The 18,583-nt window shown below is 71.1% G+C and carries 16 protein-coding genes; 5 read left to right on the top strand and 11 right to left on the bottom strand.

What is annotated here, in order from left to right:
* Positions 1–243: 243 nt before the first annotated feature.
* From IE267_RS30560 to IE267_RS30550, 3 genes are all read right to left on the bottom strand, one after another.
* Positions 244–966 carry a GntR family transcriptional regulator gene (locus IE267_RS30560; protein ID WP_161256496.1) on the bottom strand — a complete coding sequence of 241 codons (723 nt, stop codon included), beginning with the start codon at positions 964–966 and terminating at the stop codon, positions 244–246.
* A 236-nt stretch (positions 967–1,202) separates the two neighbouring features.
* Entirely contained in the window at positions 1,203–1,994 is a 792-nt protein-coding gene (locus IE267_RS30555) for a hypothetical protein (protein WP_167153021.1), read from the bottom strand.
* A 283-nt stretch (positions 1,995–2,277) separates the two neighbouring features.
* Positions 2,278–3,372, bottom strand: a complete 1,095-nt coding sequence (locus IE267_RS30550) for an ROK family transcriptional regulator (RefSeq protein ID WP_229861497.1) — start codon at positions 3,370–3,372, stop codon at positions 2,278–2,280.
* 67 nt (positions 3,373–3,439) lie between these two features.
* Between IE267_RS30550 and IE267_RS30545 the strand changes: the two genes are divergently transcribed.
* The gene (locus IE267_RS30545) at positions 3,440–4,525 is read left to right on the top strand and encodes a Gfo/Idh/MocA family oxidoreductase (RefSeq protein ID WP_189765407.1); all 1,086 of its coding nucleotides are present in this window, start codon (positions 3,440–3,442) and stop codon (positions 4,523–4,525) included.
* A gap of 56 nt (positions 4,526–4,581) precedes the next feature.
* Positions 4,582–5,094 (top strand): heme-degrading domain-containing protein, encoded by a 513-nt coding sequence (locus tag IE267_RS30540; RefSeq protein ID WP_189765480.1) that lies wholly within the window; start codon positions 4,582–4,584, stop codon positions 5,092–5,094.
* A gap of 6 nt (positions 5,095–5,100) precedes the next feature.
* On the opposite strand, the gene IE267_RS30535 is transcribed toward IE267_RS30540, so the two are convergent.
* From IE267_RS30535 to IE267_RS30515, 5 genes are all read right to left on the bottom strand, one after another.
* Complete coding sequence (locus IE267_RS30535) at positions 5,101–6,522, bottom strand: choice-of-anchor A family protein (protein ID WP_189765406.1); 1,422 nt, start codon at positions 6,520–6,522, stop codon at positions 5,101–5,103.
* A gap of 383 nt (positions 6,523–6,905) precedes the next feature.
* Positions 6,906–7,763: a fumarylacetoacetate hydrolase family protein gene (locus IE267_RS30530; RefSeq protein WP_167153018.1), complete on the bottom strand. Its 858-nt coding sequence runs from the start codon at positions 7,761–7,763 to the stop codon at positions 6,906–6,908.
* 133 nt (positions 7,764–7,896) lie between these two features.
* Positions 7,897–8,664: a YidC/Oxa1 family membrane protein insertase gene (locus tag IE267_RS30525; RefSeq protein ID WP_189765405.1), complete on the bottom strand. Its 768-nt coding sequence runs from the start codon at positions 8,662–8,664 to the stop codon at positions 7,897–7,899.
* 105 nt (positions 8,665–8,769) lie between these two features.
* The gene (locus IE267_RS30520) at positions 8,770–9,093 is read right to left on the bottom strand and encodes a DUF6412 domain-containing protein (protein ID WP_167153016.1); all 324 of its coding nucleotides are present in this window, start codon (positions 9,091–9,093) and stop codon (positions 8,770–8,772) included.
* 190 nt (positions 9,094–9,283) lie between these two features.
* Entirely contained in the window at positions 9,284–9,817 is a 534-nt protein-coding gene (locus IE267_RS30515) for a winged helix-turn-helix transcriptional regulator (protein ID WP_167153015.1), read from the bottom strand.
* 249 nt (positions 9,818–10,066) lie between these two features.
* Between IE267_RS30515 and IE267_RS30510 the strand changes: the two genes are divergently transcribed.
* Positions 10,067–11,563, top strand: coding sequence for an MFS transporter (locus IE267_RS30510; RefSeq protein ID WP_189765404.1), 1,497 nt, complete (start codon positions 10,067–10,069; stop codon positions 11,561–11,563).
* A 25-nt stretch (positions 11,564–11,588) separates the two neighbouring features.
* Here the strand turns inward: IE267_RS30510 and IE267_RS30505 are convergent, their stop codons facing one another.
* The 3 genes from IE267_RS30505 to IE267_RS30495 are packed head-to-tail and all read right to left on the bottom strand — an operon-like array spanning position 11,589 to position 14,191.
* Positions 11,589–13,100, bottom strand: coding sequence for a sodium:solute symporter family protein (locus IE267_RS30505; protein ID WP_189765403.1), 1,512 nt, complete (start codon positions 13,098–13,100; stop codon positions 11,589–11,591).
* Positions 13,097–13,309, bottom strand: coding sequence for a DUF3311 domain-containing protein (locus IE267_RS30500; RefSeq protein ID WP_161247106.1), 213 nt, complete (start codon positions 13,307–13,309; stop codon positions 13,097–13,099). Before IE267_RS30500 ends, IE267_RS30505 begins: the two co-directional genes overlap by 4 nt.
* Positions 13,310–13,318: 9 nt before the next feature.
* Positions 13,319–14,191: a class E sortase gene (locus IE267_RS30495; RefSeq protein ID WP_373304610.1), complete on the bottom strand. Its 873-nt coding sequence runs from the start codon at positions 14,189–14,191 to the stop codon at positions 13,319–13,321.
* A 116-nt stretch (positions 14,192–14,307) separates the two neighbouring features.
* Here IE267_RS30495 and IE267_RS30490 point away from each other — a divergent pair, with 116 nt between their 5' ends.
* Together IE267_RS30490 and IE267_RS30485 are read left to right on the top strand one after the other, a co-directional pair.
* Positions 14,308–15,321 (top strand): SEC-C domain-containing protein, encoded by a 1,014-nt coding sequence (locus tag IE267_RS30490; RefSeq protein ID WP_161247108.1) that lies wholly within the window; start codon positions 14,308–14,310, stop codon positions 15,319–15,321.
* A gap of 76 nt (positions 15,322–15,397) precedes the next feature.
* Positions 15,398–18,532: a DEAD/DEAH box helicase gene (locus IE267_RS30485; RefSeq protein ID WP_189765402.1), complete on the top strand. Its 3,135-nt coding sequence runs from the start codon at positions 15,398–15,400 to the stop codon at positions 18,530–18,532.
* Positions 18,533–18,583: the final 51 nt, after the last annotated feature.

Here is an 18,583-nt window from a genome sequence, read left to right as displayed (position 1 = left end):
ACTGGCTGAAGATGCCCATGCGGGCCGGCACCGGAGTCTCCAACGGGGCGCTGGGCCGCCTACGGGGGGGCGCGGGACTGCGACATCGCGCGGCCCTCGCCGCGATGGACGCGACCAACGGGACGCTGGGCCACCTACAGGGGCGCGGGGAACTGCGCGAACGGCCCCCGCGGTCCGCAGCCGGGGCTGCGGGCCGGACGTCGGCCGGGGCCGGACAGCCGGGCCGGGCCGGGGCTCGGCGGGCTACCGCCCGAGGTGGGTCGTGAAGGAGAACCGGTCCCCCCGGTACAGCGTCCGAACCCGCTCAAGCGGCCCCCCCGCCGCATCGCGCGAAACCCGATGGATGAGCAGCATCGGCAGCGCCGGCGGGGTCCCGATGAGCAGAGCCTCCCGCGGCGTCGCGAGCACGGTCTCGATGCGCTCGTCCACGTCGCCGAGCGTGAGCCCGAGCCGGTCGCGCAGATAGGCGTAGAAGGAGGAGTCGGGCTCGAAGTCCTTGTCCAGGTCGGGCAGCCGGGCCACCGACGCGTACGTGCTCTCCAGGCCCATCCGCTCGTCGTCGGCGAGCAGCACGCGCTCCATGTGCCAGACGGGCTCGCCCCGCTGGAGCCCGGTCTCGGCGGCGAGTGCGGGCGGGCACGGGAAACGTTCGAGGGCGATGAGGTGACGTCCGGGCTTACGCCCCTGGCGCCGCACGCCCTCGGTGTAGCTGGCGAGCGAGAGCGGCTGCTCCAGTTTCGCGCCGGCCACCACGGTGCCCCGGCCCTGGCGCCGGAGCCGCCCTTCGAGCAGCAGCTCGCGCAGCGCCTGGCGCACGGTCTCGCGGGCGACCTCGTACCGCAGAGCCAGGTCGCGCTCGGTCGGCAGCGGATCGCCCTCCCCCAACTCATCGACGAGCAGGGCTACTTGGGCCTTGACGGCGTAGTACTTGGGGATGCGCCCGTGGTCGGGGATGCCGGAGCGGATGGGGGCGCCGGGGGCCTGGTTCTCCGGGTAACCGGCCGGCCCGAGGCGGCCGACCGGCGCGGGGTGGCCGGCCGGTTCCGGGACGGCGACCGGTTCCGGGCGGGTGGCCGGTTCCGGGAGGGTGGCCGGTTCCGGGGGGCCGGTCGGTTCGGGGCCGCCGGTCAGGGGGTCGTTCGGGTTTTCCACGGGGTCGATGCTCGCACGGGCAGGTGAACGGCCGGGGCCGCCCCGGCCGTTCAGCGGCGGCGCAGACGCGGCCGCCGCGACGCCATGACCAGGGCCGCTCCCGCCGTCAGGAGCACCGCCGCGGTGAGCGCGAGGCGGGCCAGCGCGCTGCCGCGGCCGGTCGCGGCGAGCTCGTCGTCGATCCGGTGCAGCAGATCGCCCTCGGGCACGATCTCGAAGCGGTAGTCGCCGGACTCCCCCACCCACTGCCCGTCGCTTCCCCGGCGTTGCACGATGGCCGCGTTCGCGGTGATCGTGTCGGGCACGGCGTCGGCGGCGAAGCCGAGCCGCACCGGCACGGTGAGCGTCCTGCCCGGGGCGATGACGAAGCCGGGGAAGCCGTCGTCGAAGACGCCGATGTGCTCGTCCGCGTCCGTCCCGACGAAGGCGACCGGGTGTGTGCGGCCGGTCGCCGGGTCGTCGAACTCCATCTTGAGCTGGCTGTTCTTCAGGGTGCGGTCGCGGTCGACCAGCACGAGCACGGGATGGACCGCGTCGCAGGTCTCGTGCGCGGTGTTGGTCAGATCGATCGACCAGGCCTGACTGTCAGCGCCCGGCTGGTACTCGGCGGGCCCTCCGTGGATCTTGGTTTCCAGGGGGAACGCGGCACCGGTCCCCGCGGCGCAGAGCGGGAGCTTCAGGGAGAGCGGCGGGTCGACGGGTGCCGCGGCGACGACCGGCTTGCGCGGCGCGAGGTCGTGACGGCCGGGCGGAAGCCCCCCGTCGTCGGCCGCGGCCACTCCGGCGGCCGGGACGAGGGCGGCGGCGGCCACCGCGGTGACGAGGGCGGTACGCAGTCGCATGAGGGGCCTTTGCTGCTCGCGGCGTGCGGGGTTCGCGGGCGCCACCCGTCCGGATGCGGGTCCTTCCGGTCGGGCCCGGTCGTGAATCCGCGAGCCTGCCACGCCCCCGCCCACGGCCCGGGCCGCCACGTCCGGGCCCGGCCCCGGAGCCCGTGAAGACCGCCCCATCAGCCCAATATCGGCCCATCGTATGGACGTTCCGCAGCGGCACCCGGGCCCTGTAGTCCGCCACCCACAGGCCCCGCCCCCGCACCTGGACCTGCGCCTCCGCCTACGGGTGCGCCTACGGGTACGCCACGTTCGCGCGGCCGAAGACGGGGACGAGGACGAGCTGAGCCGCGCCCTCGGCGACGGAGTGCGGGCCGCCCGCGGCGGCGCGGACCGGGATCGCGGGGGCTCCGCCGCGCAGGGCGCGCTCCTCCACCACCGCGTTCACGCCCCGCACGAACGTCTCCTCGTCGGCCGCGACCTTGCGGCCGCCCAGCAGCACCGCGTCGATGTCGAGCAGCCCGACGAGGTTGGCGGCCCCCACCCCGAGGAAGCGGGCCGCGGCCGCGATGTCGCCGCGGGCCACCGAGGCCAGGCACAGCGCCTCGATGCAGCCCCGCCCGCCGCAGCCGCACGCCGGCCCGCCGAGCAGGATCGTCTGGTGCCCGAACTCCCCGGCCCCGGTCCGGGCCCCGCGGTGCAGCGCCCCGCCGAGCACGAGTCCCGCGCCGAGTCCGCTGCCCAGGTGGAGGTACGCGAACGACTCCGCCCGGGTGTCGGCGCGCAGGGCGAGACCGAGGGCGGCCGCGTTGGTGTCCTTGTCCAGGAAGACCTTCTGGCCCAGGCGTTCGGCGAGCGCGTCGCGCAGCGGGAAGCCGCTCCAGTGCGGGAAGCCGGTGACCCGGTGCAGCACCCCGCTGTCGTGGTCGAGCGGTCCCGGCATGGCGACGCCGACGCCGAGCACCCGGCGCCCGCCGGTCAGCGCCTCGGCCTCGGCCGCTGCCGCCTCCACCACCCGCGCGGGCTCCGCGCCGAGATCGAGCGGCACGGTCCTGGCGCCGACCAGGGTGCCCGCGAGGTCGACGAGGACGGCGCTCAGCTCGTCGCGGTCCAGGTGCAGCCCGATGGCGTGCGCGGCGGACGGAACGAGCTTGAGCACGGTGCGCGGCTTGCCTCCCGTGGAGGCGCGGCGGCCCGCCTCGGTGGCCGTGCCCTCGTCCCGCAGCCGCCCGGTGATCTTGCTGACGGCCTGCGGGGTGAGCCCGGTTCGCTCGGCGAGCTCCAGTCTGCTGATGCCCTCCTCGCCCGCCGCGCGCAGCAGGTCGAGCACCAGCGCGGCGTTGTGGTTGCGCAGTGCCGGCAGGTTCGCCCCCGTATTGCTCCTGTTCACCGACCCATTGTCCCTCCTGCTTGCACTTTGGCAACAGCGTTGCTTAAGTGGATGCATGAAGGATCCCATGAACGCTCCCCAGACCGACGGCCTCCGCGTGGGACTCGTGGGCTACGGCCTTGCGGGCTCCGTCTTCCACGCCCCGCTGATCGCCGCCACCGAGGGCCTGGTCCTCGACACGGTCGTCACCTCCAACCCCGAGCGCCAGGCGCAGGCCCGCGCCGAGCACGGCGACGGGCTGCGCTTCGCCGGCTCCCCCGAGGAGCTGCACGACGCCGGTCTCGACCTGGTCGTGATCGCCTCGCCGAACAAGACGCACGTCCCGATCGCGACCGGCGCCCTCAAGGCGGGTCTGCCGGTGGTCGTGGACAAGCCGCTGGCCGGCACGGCGGCCGAGGCGCGCGAGCTGGCATCGCTGGCGGAGGAGCGCGGCCTGCTGCTCTCGGTCTTCCAGAACCGCCGCTGGGACAACGACTTCCTGACCCTCAAGCGGCTGCTCGCGGACGGCGAGCTCGGTGACATCCAGCGCTTCGAGTCGCGCTTCGAGCGGTGGCGGCCGCAGCCCAAGGGCGGCTGGCGCGAGTCGGGCGACCCGTCCGAGATCGGCGGTCTCCTCTACGACCTGGGCAGCCATGTCGTGGACCAGGCACTCGTCCTGTTCGGCCCCGCCCTGCGCGTCTACGCGGAGGCCGATGTGCGCCGCCCCGGCGCCGAGGCCGACGACGACACCTTCATCGCGATCACCCACGCGGGCGGCGTCCGCTCGCACCTCCACGTGAGCGCGACCACCGCTCAACTCGGCCCGCGCTTCCGCGTGTTGGGCTCGTCGGCGGGCTATGTGAAGTACGGTCTCGACCCCCAGGAGGCGGCCCTGCGCGAGGGCAGGCGGCCCGGCGTGGACAAGCCGTGGGGCGTGGAGCCACAGTCCCTGTGGGGCCACCTCGGCTCCGGCGAGTCCCCCCTGACCGGCGGCGGCGCCGCGGTGGAAACCGCCCCCGGCGACTACCCGGCGTACTACGCGGCGATCGCGAAGGCCCTGCGCGAGGGGGGCGAACCGCCGGTCACCGCGCACGAGGCCGCGGCCGCGCTCGACGTCCTGGAGGCGGCCCGCCGCTCGGCCCGCGAGGGCGTGACGGTGGAGCTGGCGCTGTGAGGGCGCGGGACACGGCGGCGAAGCCGGAGACCGCGGAGTCCGGCCCGGCCACGGCGATCACCGAAGATCCGGTGGCATCCCTGGAGGCGGAGCAACAGCGCCTGGTCCTAAGGCAGTTCACCTACGAGGACGCCTGGAACCTGGGCGTGCTGCTGCGCGAGCTCGCCGTCGCGCGCAACGCCCCGGTCGCCATCGACGTACGCCACGGAGCCCGGCAGGTGTTCCGCTGCGCGCTGCCCGGCTCCAGCGCCGACAACGACGCGTGGATCGACCGCAAGCGCCGGGTGGCCGAGCGCTATGCCGCCCCGTCATTCCTCGTGGGCGCCCGCTTCCGGGCCAAGGGCACGACGTTCGAGGAGTCGTCGCGCCTGGACCCCAACTCCTTTGCCGCACACGGCGGTTCGTATCCCGTGACGGTCGAGGGCGTCGGGGTCGTGGGCACGGCGACGGTGTCGGGCCTGCCGCAGGCGGAGGACCACGCGCTGGTGGCCGAGGCGCTGACGCGACTGGTCGACGGCCTCGGCCACCCGGGCACCCAGGTCAACAGCCCCTCCCACACGGGCGATTGAGGGCTGCTACTTCCACAGCCCCTTGGGCTTGCGGGTCACCGCGAGGGTGATGCCGCCGGCCGCGACGAGCGTGACCGCGAGCCCGCCGAGCAGGATCGTCGTGTCCGAGGACGCCCCGGTGTCGGGCAGTTCACCGCCGCCGGTGTCCCCGCCCGAGCCGGTGCTCCCTCCGGTGTGCCCGCCGGTGTCTCCACCGGTGTCCCCGCCCGTGGTCATGCCTCCCGAGTCCGGAGGAGTCGGTGTGGGCGGTTCGGGTGTCGGGGGCTCGGGGGTGGGCGTCGGCGGCTCGGGAGTCGGGTCCGGGGGCTCGGGCGTCGGAGTGGGCGGTTCAGGGGTGGGCGTCGGAGGTTCCGGGGTCTCCTTGCAACTGGGCAGGTCCCCGTTGAAGGGGTAGGCGTGGAACTCCTGCCCGCCCCCGCCGCCCGCGATGGAGCTGTGCGTCAGCGAACCGACCGTGAAGAAGCGCCCGTTGACCCCGGGCAGCGTGACCGTCGTCGTGCTGTCGGGGTTGCCGACGAGGACACTGCCGGAGAACTGCCCGCTGCCGCGCAGCCGGACGGTGCCGGCGTCGGGGAAGTTCCACAGCAGCCGGTCGCGGAGCGCGGGCGGGAGCATGCCCATGTAGGTGTTGATCTCGCGCACGGCGCCGGTGAGGTTGACCAGGACGGTGGCCCCCTCGGGGATGCCGGTGAACCGGAACCCCTGGGCCCCGCCGCCGGACGTGGCGAGGTCGAAGTCGACGTTGAAGACCTGGATGGCGGACTTGCCGTCCCCGGTGAACAGGGTCTCGCTGCCGTTGTTCTTCGCGCTGCCGGTGGCGGCCCTCGGCTTGCCGTCGACGTAGGCGTAGCAGTGGCTGGCGGCGGCGAGGTTCGGCTTGAGCCGGGCGTACGGGGCGGCCGCTTCGGGGTCGTGGACGGTCTTGGGGCGGACGGTGCCGCTGAGGGTGCCGCCGTGGCGCACGATGCCGGAGACCGAGCCCTCCTCCGCGAGGAGGCGCTGCCCGGTGGCGACGGTGACGTCCTTGCCGGTGGTCAGGAACGCGGTGCCGTTGTCCGGCGGCACGCGGGAGCCGACTCCGGCGACGCCCACGTTGTAGACCTGGGAGACACCGGCGGCCTTGTGCTGGTCGAAGTTGCCGAGGACGACGACCTTGCCCTCGGCCTCGGCGGCGGCCTGCCGCACGAGGAAGTCCCCGCCGACGAAGATGTTGATGTTGTTGTCCCGCCCGGCGAGGGGCCCGTTGTTGGGGTCCGGGTAGGGATTGTCCGGGCAGTTGCTCCCCTTGCAGGGCCCGAGCCCGTCCGGCAACGGATCGGCGAACCCGAGCGTGGCCAGGCCGCCCACCACGGCGGCCGCCGCCACGACGACGGCCGAGGCGGCGGCCGCCCGCCTTCGAATCCCTGGCGCAATTCCTGCATTTCGCATATGAGCAATATGCGAAGTTAACCCCGGACTTCCCCTGAGACACGCACGGAGCCGCCCCCGTCCGGCGCACTGCCCCGCCGCGCCAGGGGGTGCCCGACCGCAGGCGGGCGTCCCGACCACCGGCAGCCGGCCGCCAACGAGCCGGGACCACCCACAGGCGGCCGGGTCAGCCAACCCCGCCGAACGGGAGGCCCGCCGCAGGCGGGCGCCACGACCACCGACGGCCGGCCGCCAACGGAACCGGAACCACCCACAGGCGGCTCAGCCTCACGAGCGGGCCGAACGGGCTGGGGGTCCCCCCTGCTCCTTAAGAGCTTGGGGGAGGGCGGGAAAGAGGCCCGCCGCAGGCCCAAGCCCCCACCCCCAACCCCCCGCCGGAGGCGCTACGCGTCCTTCAACCCCTGCCGCTGCCGCCCCAGCCCGGAGACCTCCAGCTCCACGACGTCCCCCGCCCGCAGGTACGGCTTGGGCTCGGGCTGCCCCATGGCCACCCCCGCAGGGGTACCCGTGTTGATGACGTCCCCCGGGTACAGCGTCATGAACTGGCTGACGTACCGGACGACCTCCGCGACGGGGAAGATCTGCTGGGCCGTCGACCCGTCCTGCTTGAGCTCCCCGTTGACCCAGAGCTTCAGGGAGAGCGCCTGCGGGTCCGGGACCTCGTCCCGGGTGACCAGCCACGGCCCGAGCGGGTTGAACGTCTCGCAGTTCTTGCCCTTGTCCCACGTGCCGCCGCGCTCGATCTGGAACTCCCGCTCCGACACGTCGTGCGACACCGCGTACCCGGCGACGTACGCCAGCGGGTCCTCGTCGTCGCTCACGTACCGCGCGGTGCGGCCGATGACGATGGCGAGTTCGACCTCCCAGTCCGTCTTCACCGAGCGGCGCGGCACGAGCACCGTGTCGTTCGGCCCGACGACCGTGTCCGCCGCCTTGAAGAAGATGACGGGCTCGGCCGGAATCGCCGCCCCGGTCTCCTCCGCGTGGTCGTGGTAGTTCAGCCCGATGCACACGACCTTGCCGATCCGCCCCACCGGCGGCCCGATGCGCGCACCGGAGTCGTCGAGCGCGGGCAGCACGCCGGTGTCCGCCGCGGCACGTATCCGGTCCAGGGCGAACTCGTCGGCGAGCAGTGCGCCGTCGATGTCGCTCACAAGGCCGGACAGGTCCCGCAGGGTTCCGTCGGCGTCGAGCAGCGCCGGACGCTCATCACCGGCGTTGCCTACGCGCAGCAGCTTCATGGTCAGTCTCCCTTGGTCGAGCGGGGCCCGGCCGATGGGTAGCGGCCATCGGAGGATCGTCCGATCCTCCAAGGAAGACGTCCAGTCCGCAAGACCCCGTTCACAAACTGGACCGTAACCAAGGTCCAGGGTGCTATGCGGCCGTGGCCAGCGCGGCGGGCGCGGGCAGCATGTCCTTGTAGAGGAAGGCCCGCTCGACGGCGGTCCAGGTGGTGCTGGTCACGACGTAGAGCGCGGCGGCGAGCGGCACCACGGCGACGCTGAACAGCGTGGCGAAGGACAGCAGCGGCATGAACTTGTTCATCGCCGCCATCCCCGGCACCGCGTCCTGCCCGCCCGGCGCGACCACGGGGTTGGCCGCCATCTGCCGCTTCATCCGCCGGAAGTTGAAGGTGGCCACGGCGGCGACGACGGCGAACAGCACGAGGTACACGAGTCCGCGCGGCCCGAAGATCCCGCCGTCGCCGAGCGCCTGCGTCCAGTTCCCGCCGAGCGGCGCCGCGAAAAGGGTGTGATCGAGCAGCGCGTTCGCCTTGCCGCCGATCCGCGCGCTGGAGAACAGGTGGTAGAGCAGGAAGAACGCCGGCATCTGGAGCAGGCTCGGCAGGCAGCCGGACAGCGGCGACACCTTCTCCGCGGCATGCAGCTCCATGACCGCTTTCTGGAGTGCCTTGCTGTCCTTGCCGTGCTTCTCGCGCAACGCGGTCATCTGCGGCCGCAACCTGGCTTGCGCCTTCTGACCCCGCGCTGCCTGCCGCGACAGAGGGTGCACAGCGAGACGTACAAGAGCAGTGAAGAGCACGATCGCCGCGGCCGTGGACGCACCGTGGAAGAGCGGTTCGAGCAGGCCGGCCAGATGTGCGGCGAGGCTCGCGAAAGCGCTGAAGAGTGAGGTGAACATGGCGAAGCCCTCCGGGGCGTCTCGTCAGGAATGACACGTGGGCGCACATGCGTGATGTGCCGGTCGGCGTGACGAGCCGGGCGGAGCGGAGGTACGAGGGTGCCCCTACGCGGCCGTCGGGACGAGAGCCCCGGGCGCTCGGGGCCTGGGCCGCCCGGAGGCGTCGGGGTCGCGCTGCGGCAGGAAGGCGGTACGCCGTTCCCGGTCCCGGATCGCGGTACGCACCCGGGTGCGGGCCACCTGCGGCACCGCCCGCGAGGCGAGCGTGGCGCAGACGGCGAGCGCGGAACCCGCGGCGGCGGTCGCGGCGAGCGCGACGGCGGCCGAGAGCATGCCGCCCTCGACGAGGACGGCCTGGGCCAGCAGGAAGAGGAAGAGCCCGAGCAGCGGCCGGGCGAGGCGTGCGCACCGTGCGATGACGCCGCTCATGCCACCCTCCCTCGCTCTGGTTCCACCGGGGTTTTCCTTCCAGCCGTTATACACGACGCCCGGACGGGGGTCGCCGTCGCAAGGGCGAAGCCGGAGCGGACGGGGTCGGCGCGGACGGGGCTGGAGCGCACGGGCCGGATCGGGCGCGGGAGCGGGCGGGGCCGGATCGGACGGACCGGGCCAACGGAGTTCAGCGCGGCTGGAGTTCGAGCGGTTCCAGGAGCCGCCTCGGGGCCCGCAGCGCTCGGCTCACGGCGTCCTCGGCCGGCCCGAGCCCGGGACCCGGCCGCATCTCGACGTCCGCGGGGTCGACGGTTCGCCCGCACTGCGGGCACTCCCCGTACGAGCCGAGTTCCGTACCGCACTCGGCATGGTGGAAGGTCCGCATCGGCCGTGCGTCCGGGTTGAACGCCCGCCCCCACAGCCCGAGCGCCCGCAGCGCCGGCCACAGCGCCCGCCCCAGTTCCGTCGGTACGTACTCGTCGCGCGGCGGCGACTCCTGATAGCGGCGCTTCTCCAGGACCCCGGCCTCGGTCAGCGACTGGAGGCGGGCGGCGAGCACGGCCCGCGGGATCTTGAGGTGGACCAGGAAGTCGTTGTAGCGGCGCACTCCGTACAGCGCGTCCCGCACGACCAGCAGGGTCCAGCGCTCGCCGACGATCTCCAGTGCCCGCGCGATGGAGCACTCCTGCGCCGCGTAGTCGTAGTCCTTGCCGAGAGCCATGCACCCCAGCCTACCGCCTGGGTTCACTGAACGAACCTTCGATGCTAGGGTCGGAGACAGATCGGGTTCATTCACTGAACCCATGAAGGAACCCATGAGCGAACCCGTGCATGAACCCAGCGCGGGACTGAACCCACCGCGGGACCGGCCCCATCCCGGGGCCCACCGCGCGACTGGGCTTGTCGCGAGCCGGACCGGGCCCGCACCCCGACGCGCGACCGAACCGACCACGCCTTGGTGAGGGAATCCATGACGCAGGCAGCACGCACCACCCACGTCACCCCGACCGGCCACGCCACCTCGACGGCCTCGACCGCGCACGCGGCGGAGGTCGAGGCCGAGGCCGAGGTCGAGGTCGAGGTCGAAGCCACCGACCCGGGCGCCGATCCGGGCCCCGGACCCGCCCGCCCCGGACTCGCACACCCCGGCGTCGTCCGGCCCGGCGCCACGCTCGCCGTCACCAGCGCCGCCACCGCCGTCGCGCTGATGAACTACACCGCCCCGATGCTGACCCTGCCCGGCATGACCGCGTCCTTCCACACCGCGCTCTCCGCCCAGGCCTGGCTGCTCAACGGCGCCCCACTCGGCCTCGCCGCGCTGCTCCTGATCGCGGGCAGCCTCGCCGACGACCACGGACGCCGCCGGGTCTTCCTGGCCGGCACCCTCGCGCTCGGGATCACGATGGCGCTCGGCGCGCTCGCCCCGACCACCCTGACCTTCACCCTCGCCCGGGTCGCGCAGGGCATGGCATCGGCCGCCATCCTCGCCAGCAGCCTCGGCCTGCTCGTCGCCGCCTTCCCCGCGGGCTCCGCCCGCATCCGCGCCACCGGAGTGTGGGGCGCCTTCGTCAGCGGCGGCATCGCCCTCGGCCCGCTCCTCGCCGGCGCCCTCGCCACTCTCAACTGGCGTTTGATATACGGGGTGTTGGCCGTCCCGGCACTGGTCACCGCCGGGGTCGCGCTGCGCGCCCTCACCGAGTCGCGGGCCCCGCGCGGCGGCCGCCCGGACGTGCCGGCCGCGCTCACGCTGAGCCTGGCCTTCACCGCCCTGATCGGCGCGCTGACCCTGGGCCGCGACGGCTGGCTGCGCCCCGCGGTGCTCGTCCTGCTGGTGGCCGCCGCCGCCCTGACGGCCGCCTTCGTCCTCGTCGAGCGCCGCGCCGGGTCCCCCATGATCGACCTGGCGCTCTTCCGCCGCGCGGAGTTCCTCGCCTCGTCGGCGGGTGCCCTGTTCACCGGCCTCGCCGTGATCAGCTTCTTCAGCTATCTGCCGGCGCTGCTCAGCCGCTCCCTCGGCACCTCACCGATGAACGCCGCCTGGCTGTTCGTGCTGTGGTCGGGCTCCGCGTTCGTGGTCGCGCTCCAGGCCAGGCGGCTCGCCGGCCGCGTCGGCGCCCGCCACCAGTTGGCCATCGGCTTCGTCCTGCACGCCGCCGGAGTCCTCGCGATGCTGGGCGCCCTCGCCTCCGGCCCGCTCCCGCGCCTCGTCCCCGGCCTCCTGCTCGCGGGCATCGGCAGCGGGCTCCTGAATGCCGCGCTCCCCCGCCTCGCCGTCGAATCGGTTCCGGCCGAGCGCGCCGCGATGGGCTCGGGCGCCAACAACACGGCCCGCTACATCGGTTCGTCCGCGGGCGTCGCCCTGACGATCGCGGTGGCACCGGCGGGCCCGGACACCGCGCTCGTCCTCTCGGCGGCCCTCGCGGCGGGGGCCGCGGCACTGACGGCGATGCTGCGCCCGCGCGGCTAGCGGCTGGCCGGACAGGGGCGGGACGTCACGTCCGAACCGCGGCGGACCCCATCTCGTCACCGTCGTGGATGGGATCACGGGCCAGCACATCGTCGTCGTCACCCACCGGCACCTCCCGCGGCCCGAGGAACGAAACGGCAAGCGCCACAAGGAGGTTGACGCCCAGGGCGACGATCCCCGCGTTGACGCCCCACACCGGATCGTGATCGGTGAAGACGAAGCCGCAGACCACCGCGACCCCCACCGCGAGCCCCGCGAGACCTCCCACCAGGGTCAACTTCCGCCACACGAGGCCCAGAAGCAGCATCGGCAGCAGCTGAGCCATCCCCTCGTAGGAGATGAGCGAAAGCCGTACGAGCGTGTTGGGCACGGCGTAGGTCATGAGCAGCGCGAGCGCTCCGGCGACGACCACCACGACCTGCGAGGCCGCCTTCTGCCGCTCCCGCAGCCGCGGCACCAGCGAGAGCACGCTGCGCCCCCACATCGTTCCGATGACCAGCATGAACACCGCCATCGGCACAATCGACGAGAGCGCCGCCGCCACCCCGATCAGGCCGACGGTCCAGGCGGGCAGCGAGTCGACGACCAGCTTGAACAGCGCGAGATTGGAGTCGGCCCCGGCCAGCCCCGGCACCACGAAGATCGCGGCCATGCCCAGCAGCATCGGCACGAAGAGCAGCACGTTGTAGGCGGGCAGCAGGATGGCGTTGCGCCGCAGCGCATCGGCGCTGCGCGCCCCGAGGTACCCGGCGACGGTGGTCGGGAAGATCACCACGGTGAGGGAGTTGAGGACGGATGTGGTGGCGAACCACGCCTGCCCGAAGGTCCCGCCGTGGCCCGGCAACGTAAGCCAGTCGCTCTTCTCGTTCACGACCCGATCGAGGAAGTCCCCGTACCCGCCGAAGTAGTGCAGCGGCACATAGACCGCCAGGAAGGCGAGGGTCGCGATGACGAGCACGTCCTTGAGCACCGACACCCAGGCGCTGCCGCGCAGCCCGCTGACGACCACGAACCCCGTGGTGACCGCGAAGGCGATGAAATAGGCCCAGTTGAGGGAGATCGCCCCGTAGGAGATCGTCGAGACGACGACGCCCATGCCGGTGATCTGCAGCTGGATGTACGGGAGCAGGAACACGGTGGCGAGCAGCGCGACGAGCGCCCCCACCCAGGGCCTCCCGTACCGGTGGGCCACCATGTCGGTGATCCCCACAAGCCCGTGCTTCTTCGCGTACGCCCACAACATGGGCCCGACCACATAGCCGACGGCATAGCCGCAGGACATGTAGGCGACCACATACAGCACCGGCGCACCGTAGTTGTAGCCCCAGCCCGCGGCGCCCAGATAGCTGAAGCTGGTGTAGCTCTCGCCCGCCATCAGCACCCAGATGAACACGGTCCCCAGGCTCCGCCCGCCCACCGACCACTCGGTGAGCCCACCGCCCCCGCCGCCGCGGCCGCGCACGGCGAAGAGCCCGAGGGCGACGGTGGCGACCATGAAGACGCCGAAGACGGACGTGGCAACAGCAGCGCTGCTCATCGCGACCTCCCCCGGCGTTCGCCCCGGTGGTCTCCCCGCCAGGTGAGCCAGACGGCGAGCGGAGTGGCCAGGGTCGCGACCAGCAACCAGAAGAAGAGGAAGGGGAGTCCGAAGACCACGGGCCGCACCTTGTTCACCAAGGGCAGCGCCCCCAGGTACAGCAGATAGGGCACCCCCAGCCAGAGCACATGAGATCGACGACGACGCATCCCCGAACGCTAGCGCGGACGGCTCGCCCGCAACTTCCCCCACACGACGAGCCGGTAGGTGGAGGTGAACTCGGGTGTGCAGGTGGTGAGCGTGATGTAACGCCCGGGCGCGCTGTACCCGTACGAGGGCTTGACGACGCTACGGGGGACGGGAGCTATGGTCCCGCCGTCGCGCGAGGAGGTCTGCGGCAGGAGCGAGTCGACCACATACGCATAGACGGTGTCCCGGGTCTCGACGACGACGGAGTCCCCCACCCGCAGCCGGTTGATGTAGCGGAACGGCTCACCGTGGGTGTTGCGGTGCCCGGCGAGCGCGAAGTTCCCGGCCTGCCCCGGCTGAGCGGTCCCCACGTAGTGCCCGACGTACCCCTTGTCGAGCACCCCGGCCTTGCTGATCCCCTCCGCGATGGGTGCCGTGACCCCGATCCGCGGAATCCGGATGACGGCGTACGCCTGATCTCCACGCGGCGTGCTCTTCCCTCCGGACGCGGCGCCACCACCGGGGGCGCCGGCCCGGGGCCCGCCCTCCACGGCGGCGTCCTCGTCACCGGCGGCGGGCGAGGCCTGCGACGAATCAGATGGATCGGACGGATCGGATGAACCGGCCAGACCGGACCGACCGGAGGGATCACCGGCGCGGTCCGAGCCCGGGGCTCCCCACTGATCCTCAAGTGAGTGGACGGTGTCGCGGGCCTCGGCACGGGCCTCCCGATTGGTCCACCACAGTTGGTGCGCGACGAGCAGCAGCACGAGGAGCCCGACCGTGACGGCGAGCTCCGCGCCGACCCACAGCCCGCGAGCCGCCCGAGCCCGCGGCCCGCGCCCGGGTCCGCGTCCCCGTCCGCCCTGCACCCTCACCGGTACCGGTATCCCTGTGCGCACGGGCGCAGGCTAGGTGCCGGGGCGGCAACTCACCAGGCCCACGACGTGACGCAGTCGACCGCCCTGGGCCGGAAGCGCCCTCCGCCGGGCACCCGTACGGCAGTACGGTGTCCCTCATGCGCCCCGACACGCCTGCCGATCACACCGCCGAAGCCGAGCGTCTGCTGCGCACCGCGGACCAGTACCCGGAGGACCAGGAGCCCCTGCTGCTCCAGGCCGCGGCCCACCTGGAGCTCTCCGGCGACCGCCCCCGGGCGACCACGCTCTACGACCGCCTGCTGTCCACGAGGGTGGACCACCCGCACCTGGTGAAGGCGTTCAAGGCGGCGAACCTGTGGGAGTACGGCCACGAGCCGGAGGCCCGCGCGATCATCGAGGGCATCCGGGCAGCGGCCCCGCTGGACCCGGCGGCCTGGGAGATCGTCGCCGAGACCCTTGAGGCCCACGACGAACTGGACCTCGCCCACGCCTCCCTGACCAGGGCCCTGACGCTCCTGGGCATCGCCGAGGCCACGGTCGACACGAGGGCGATCCCGTACAGCACCCAGTCCCTGGTCACCACCCGCCACCGGGTGCGCCGCCTGCTCGCGCTGCCGCACGACGACTGGGACACCCTGGCCGACGACCTGCACACGGCACCGATCTCCCTGGACGAACTCCACGACCCCAAGCGCCTGTGGTCCCTCGGCTCGGAGGACCCGGCCGAACTCCAGGCCGAACTCGCCCGCCTGCGGGCCGAGTTGGGCAGCTACCGTGCCGCCCTGTCCCGCCCGTTCCCGGTCGCGGTCCTGCACTGGCCGGAACCGGAACTGGACGAACTCCTGACGGCGTATCCCGAGCTGCAGTCCGAATACCCCACGCACGCGGCCCACTTGCTGGACATCGAGGCCTCCCTGCGCGAACTGGCCGCGGCCGGCACGCCGAACCTGGGCATCGTGACGGCCACGGTCCCCTCCTACGAGGCCTTCGCCGCCTCCGAAGCCTCCTCCCCCGCCAACGCCGACCTCCTCCCCCAATACGCCACCACCCTGGCCGCCCGAGCCCGAGCCACCTCCTGGCCCCCCGGCCGCGGCGCCGACTGCTGGTGCGGCTCTGGGGTCAACTACGGGGACTGCCACGGGGCGGCTTGATCCGTTCAACTCCCTTGTCCGGAGTGTCAGTGGCCCCTGCTTCACTAGGGGTGACAGTCCATGGGAGGGGCGCAGCGTGACCAACACCGCCGACTCGGGGCAACCCGTAACCGGTCTCTACGAGCAACTCATCACGCTGCGTCTCACCGAGCAGCTCAAAGGGCTGGATGCCGCCGGATGGCAAACCGTTGATGCCGAGGTCGGCGCCGAATCAACGCCGCACGTCCTCGCGCGTCATATCGCCAACACCGTGCGCCAGGTACTCCACCGACTACCGGCCGCAGAACGCGTACATGCCGCCAATCACATCCTTGAGTCCCTGAGCACATTGGCTGGAGCGCGGGAGTGGGTGGATCTCGTAGCCGAAGGCCCGCGCCAACTCCTGGCCTTGGCCGAGCCAGAGGCACCGGGTGTCTATGCAATCCGCCCGGCCACTCCGCTGTCCGAGACGGCTTTGATCACCAACGCACCCGACGATCCCAATCTGGGCTTCGAACTTCGAGCCGAGCTCGCCACTGCTGACCGCGTCGACCTGCTGTGCGCCTTCGTTAAGTGGCACGGCCTGCGCGTGCTGGAGCAATCACTCAAGGCAGCCCATGCCCGAGGCGTACCTATCCGAGTGATCACGACCACTTATATCGGAGCCACGGAGCGACGAGCTCTTGACCGTTTGGTCGAAGAATTCAACGCCGAGGTGCGCGTGAGCTACGAGCTACGCTCAACACGTCTGCACGCAAAAGCCTGGCTCTTCCGTCGCAACAGTGGGTACGACACGGCGTATGTAGGGAGCTCGAACCTCTCCAAGGCTGCTCTCCTGGACGGGTTGGAATGGAACGTGCGGCTGTCTTCCGTCGCCACCCCCGATGTCCTGCGTAAGTTCGAAGCCACCTTCGACTCGTACTGGAACGATCCGACGTTCGAGCTGTACGACCCAGCCCGAGACGGCACACGCCTCGACGAGGCATTGAATCGCGCCTCGGGCCGAATGAACGGCACCGAGCGCCCCTCGCTCCAGCTCTCGGGCTTGGAAGTCCGCCCGTATCCGCATCAGCGGGACATGCTGGAGCGCCTTGAGGTCGAGCGCACCGTTCATGATCGCCACCGCAACTTGCTGGTCGCAGCGACTGGTACGGGCAAGACGGTCATGGCCGCATTGGACTACAAGCGGTTGCGGCAGAAATTGGGCCGTGATGCACGACTCCTGTTCGTCGCTCACCGCAAGGAGATCCTGCAGCAGTCGCTCCGCACTTACCAAGACGTCCTCGTCGACGCCGACTTCGGCGAGCTGCTCCACTCCGGCGAGATCCCCGAGCGATGGACCCACGTCTTCGCCAGTGTGCAATCCCTCAACGCGCGCGCTCTAGAGCAACTCGCCCCGGACCACTTCGACATCATCGTTATCGACGAGTTCCACCACGGCACCTCTCCGACATATCGAAAGATTCTCGACCACTTCCGCCCATCCGAACTGCTCGGCCTGACCGCTACGCCGGAACGCATGGACGGCAAGAACATTCAGGACGAGTTCTTCGATGGTCGCATCGCAGCTGAGATGCGTCTGTGGGAGGCGCTCGAGAACGACCTCCTCAGCCCCTTCCACTATTTCGGGATCAGTGACAACACCGACCTCACTACCGTCCAGTGGAAGCGAGGCGCCTATGACACTGTGGCCTTGAACAACGTCCTGACGGGCAATGACGCCAGGGCTCGTCTGGTGATCAAGGCAGTAGAGGACAAGGTGCCGGACCCTGGGTCCATGCGTGCTCTAGGCTTCTGTGTCTCGGTCGCTCACGCCCACTTCATGGCGAAGTACTTCCGACGCGCTGGCCTGAACTCTGTTGCGCTCTCCGGTGAGACCCCAGCGGAGGAGCGCAAGCGCGCCTTGGCCGACTTGAAGACGGGCAAGCTCCAGGCCATCTTCTCCGTCGACCTCTTCAACGAGGGATTGGACATCCCTGACGTTGACACGCTATTGCTGCTGCGACCGACTGCAAGCGCGACCGTCTTCCTCCAGCAATTGGGCCGCGGCCTGCGTCGAAGTGAAGGAAAAGCAGTGCTGACCGTCTTGGACTTCATCGGCCAGCACCGTAAGGAGTTCCGCTTCGAGAACCAGTTCCGAGCCTTGACCAATCTGACTCGGAAGCGGCTCCTGAACCACATCGAGCATGACTTCCCCAAGCTTCCCTCTGGCTGCCAAATCATCCTGGAGCCCAAGGCGAAGAAGGTCATCATGGAAAACATCAAGGCTCAACTCGGCGTCAACGTAGTGGCACTGGCACGCGAGGTTGCGACATACGGCGAGTCACGTCTGAGCACCTACCTCGATGAGAGCGGCCGCGACCTCCAGGAGATCTACCGCAGCGGCAATTCATGGAGCGGCCTGCTGCGTCGCGCCCAGCTTCTGACCTCACCTGCGCCGGAGGGTGAGGCAGCCCTCCTGAAGCGGGTTCCGTCTTTCCTCCACGTGGACGATCCACAACGAGTGGCCGCCTACTCCCAACTTTTGGCAGATCAGCCGCCCGCCTACGCCGACCTCAGCGAGCAGGAGCAGGGGTATGCCCGCATGCTCTACTTCTCGCTGTGGCCCCTGGGCGGCTTCGCTAGCTACGACGAGGCCTTCGCCACGCTCGCCGACCAGAAGGCCCTACGCGACGAATTGACGCAGGTCTTGGCACACAACCTCGCACACACGGAGCACGTGCCGCTGCCACTCCACGGAAGCCAAGCCAGTTTGCCGCTCACCGTCCACGCCTCGTACACACGCGAGGAAATCCTGCCAGCCCTCGGCCAGTCCGAGATTGGCGGCTTCATGCCGGCCCACTTCCGCGAAGGCGTGAGGTGGTGCGCGTCGGCGATGACGGATGCCCTCCTCATCACGCGCGAGAAAGACGAGAAGGACTTCTCGCCCCAAACCCGTTACCACGATTACGCGTTGAGCGAGAGACTCTTCCACTGGGAGTCCCAGAACCAGACCTCGGAGTCGTCACCCACCGGCCTGCGCTACCAGAACCACGGAGCCGAGGGCAGCCACATCCTCCTTTTCATCCGCCGCTACAAGACCATGGACATCGGGGGCGCCCAGCCATGGATGCTACTGGGGCCTGCTCGCTACGTTAGCCACAAGGGAAGTAAGCCCATGGCCGTCACATGGGAACTCGCGCATGAGCTCCCTGCCGACGTTCTAACGTATTCCGTGATCGCCGCGGGCTGAATAGGAGCTGGCGGTCAGCTTTCCAATTCTGGAAACCATTGCTACTCAAGA

Source organism: Streptomyces xanthochromogenes, assembly GCF_014650455.1.
Classification (GTDB): Bacteria; Actinomycetota; Actinomycetes; order Streptomycetales; family Streptomycetaceae; genus Streptomyces; species Streptomyces xanthochromogenes.
The sequence above is the reverse complement of the archived record's forward strand: the minus strand, read 5'-3'. Positions and strand labels throughout refer to the sequence as shown.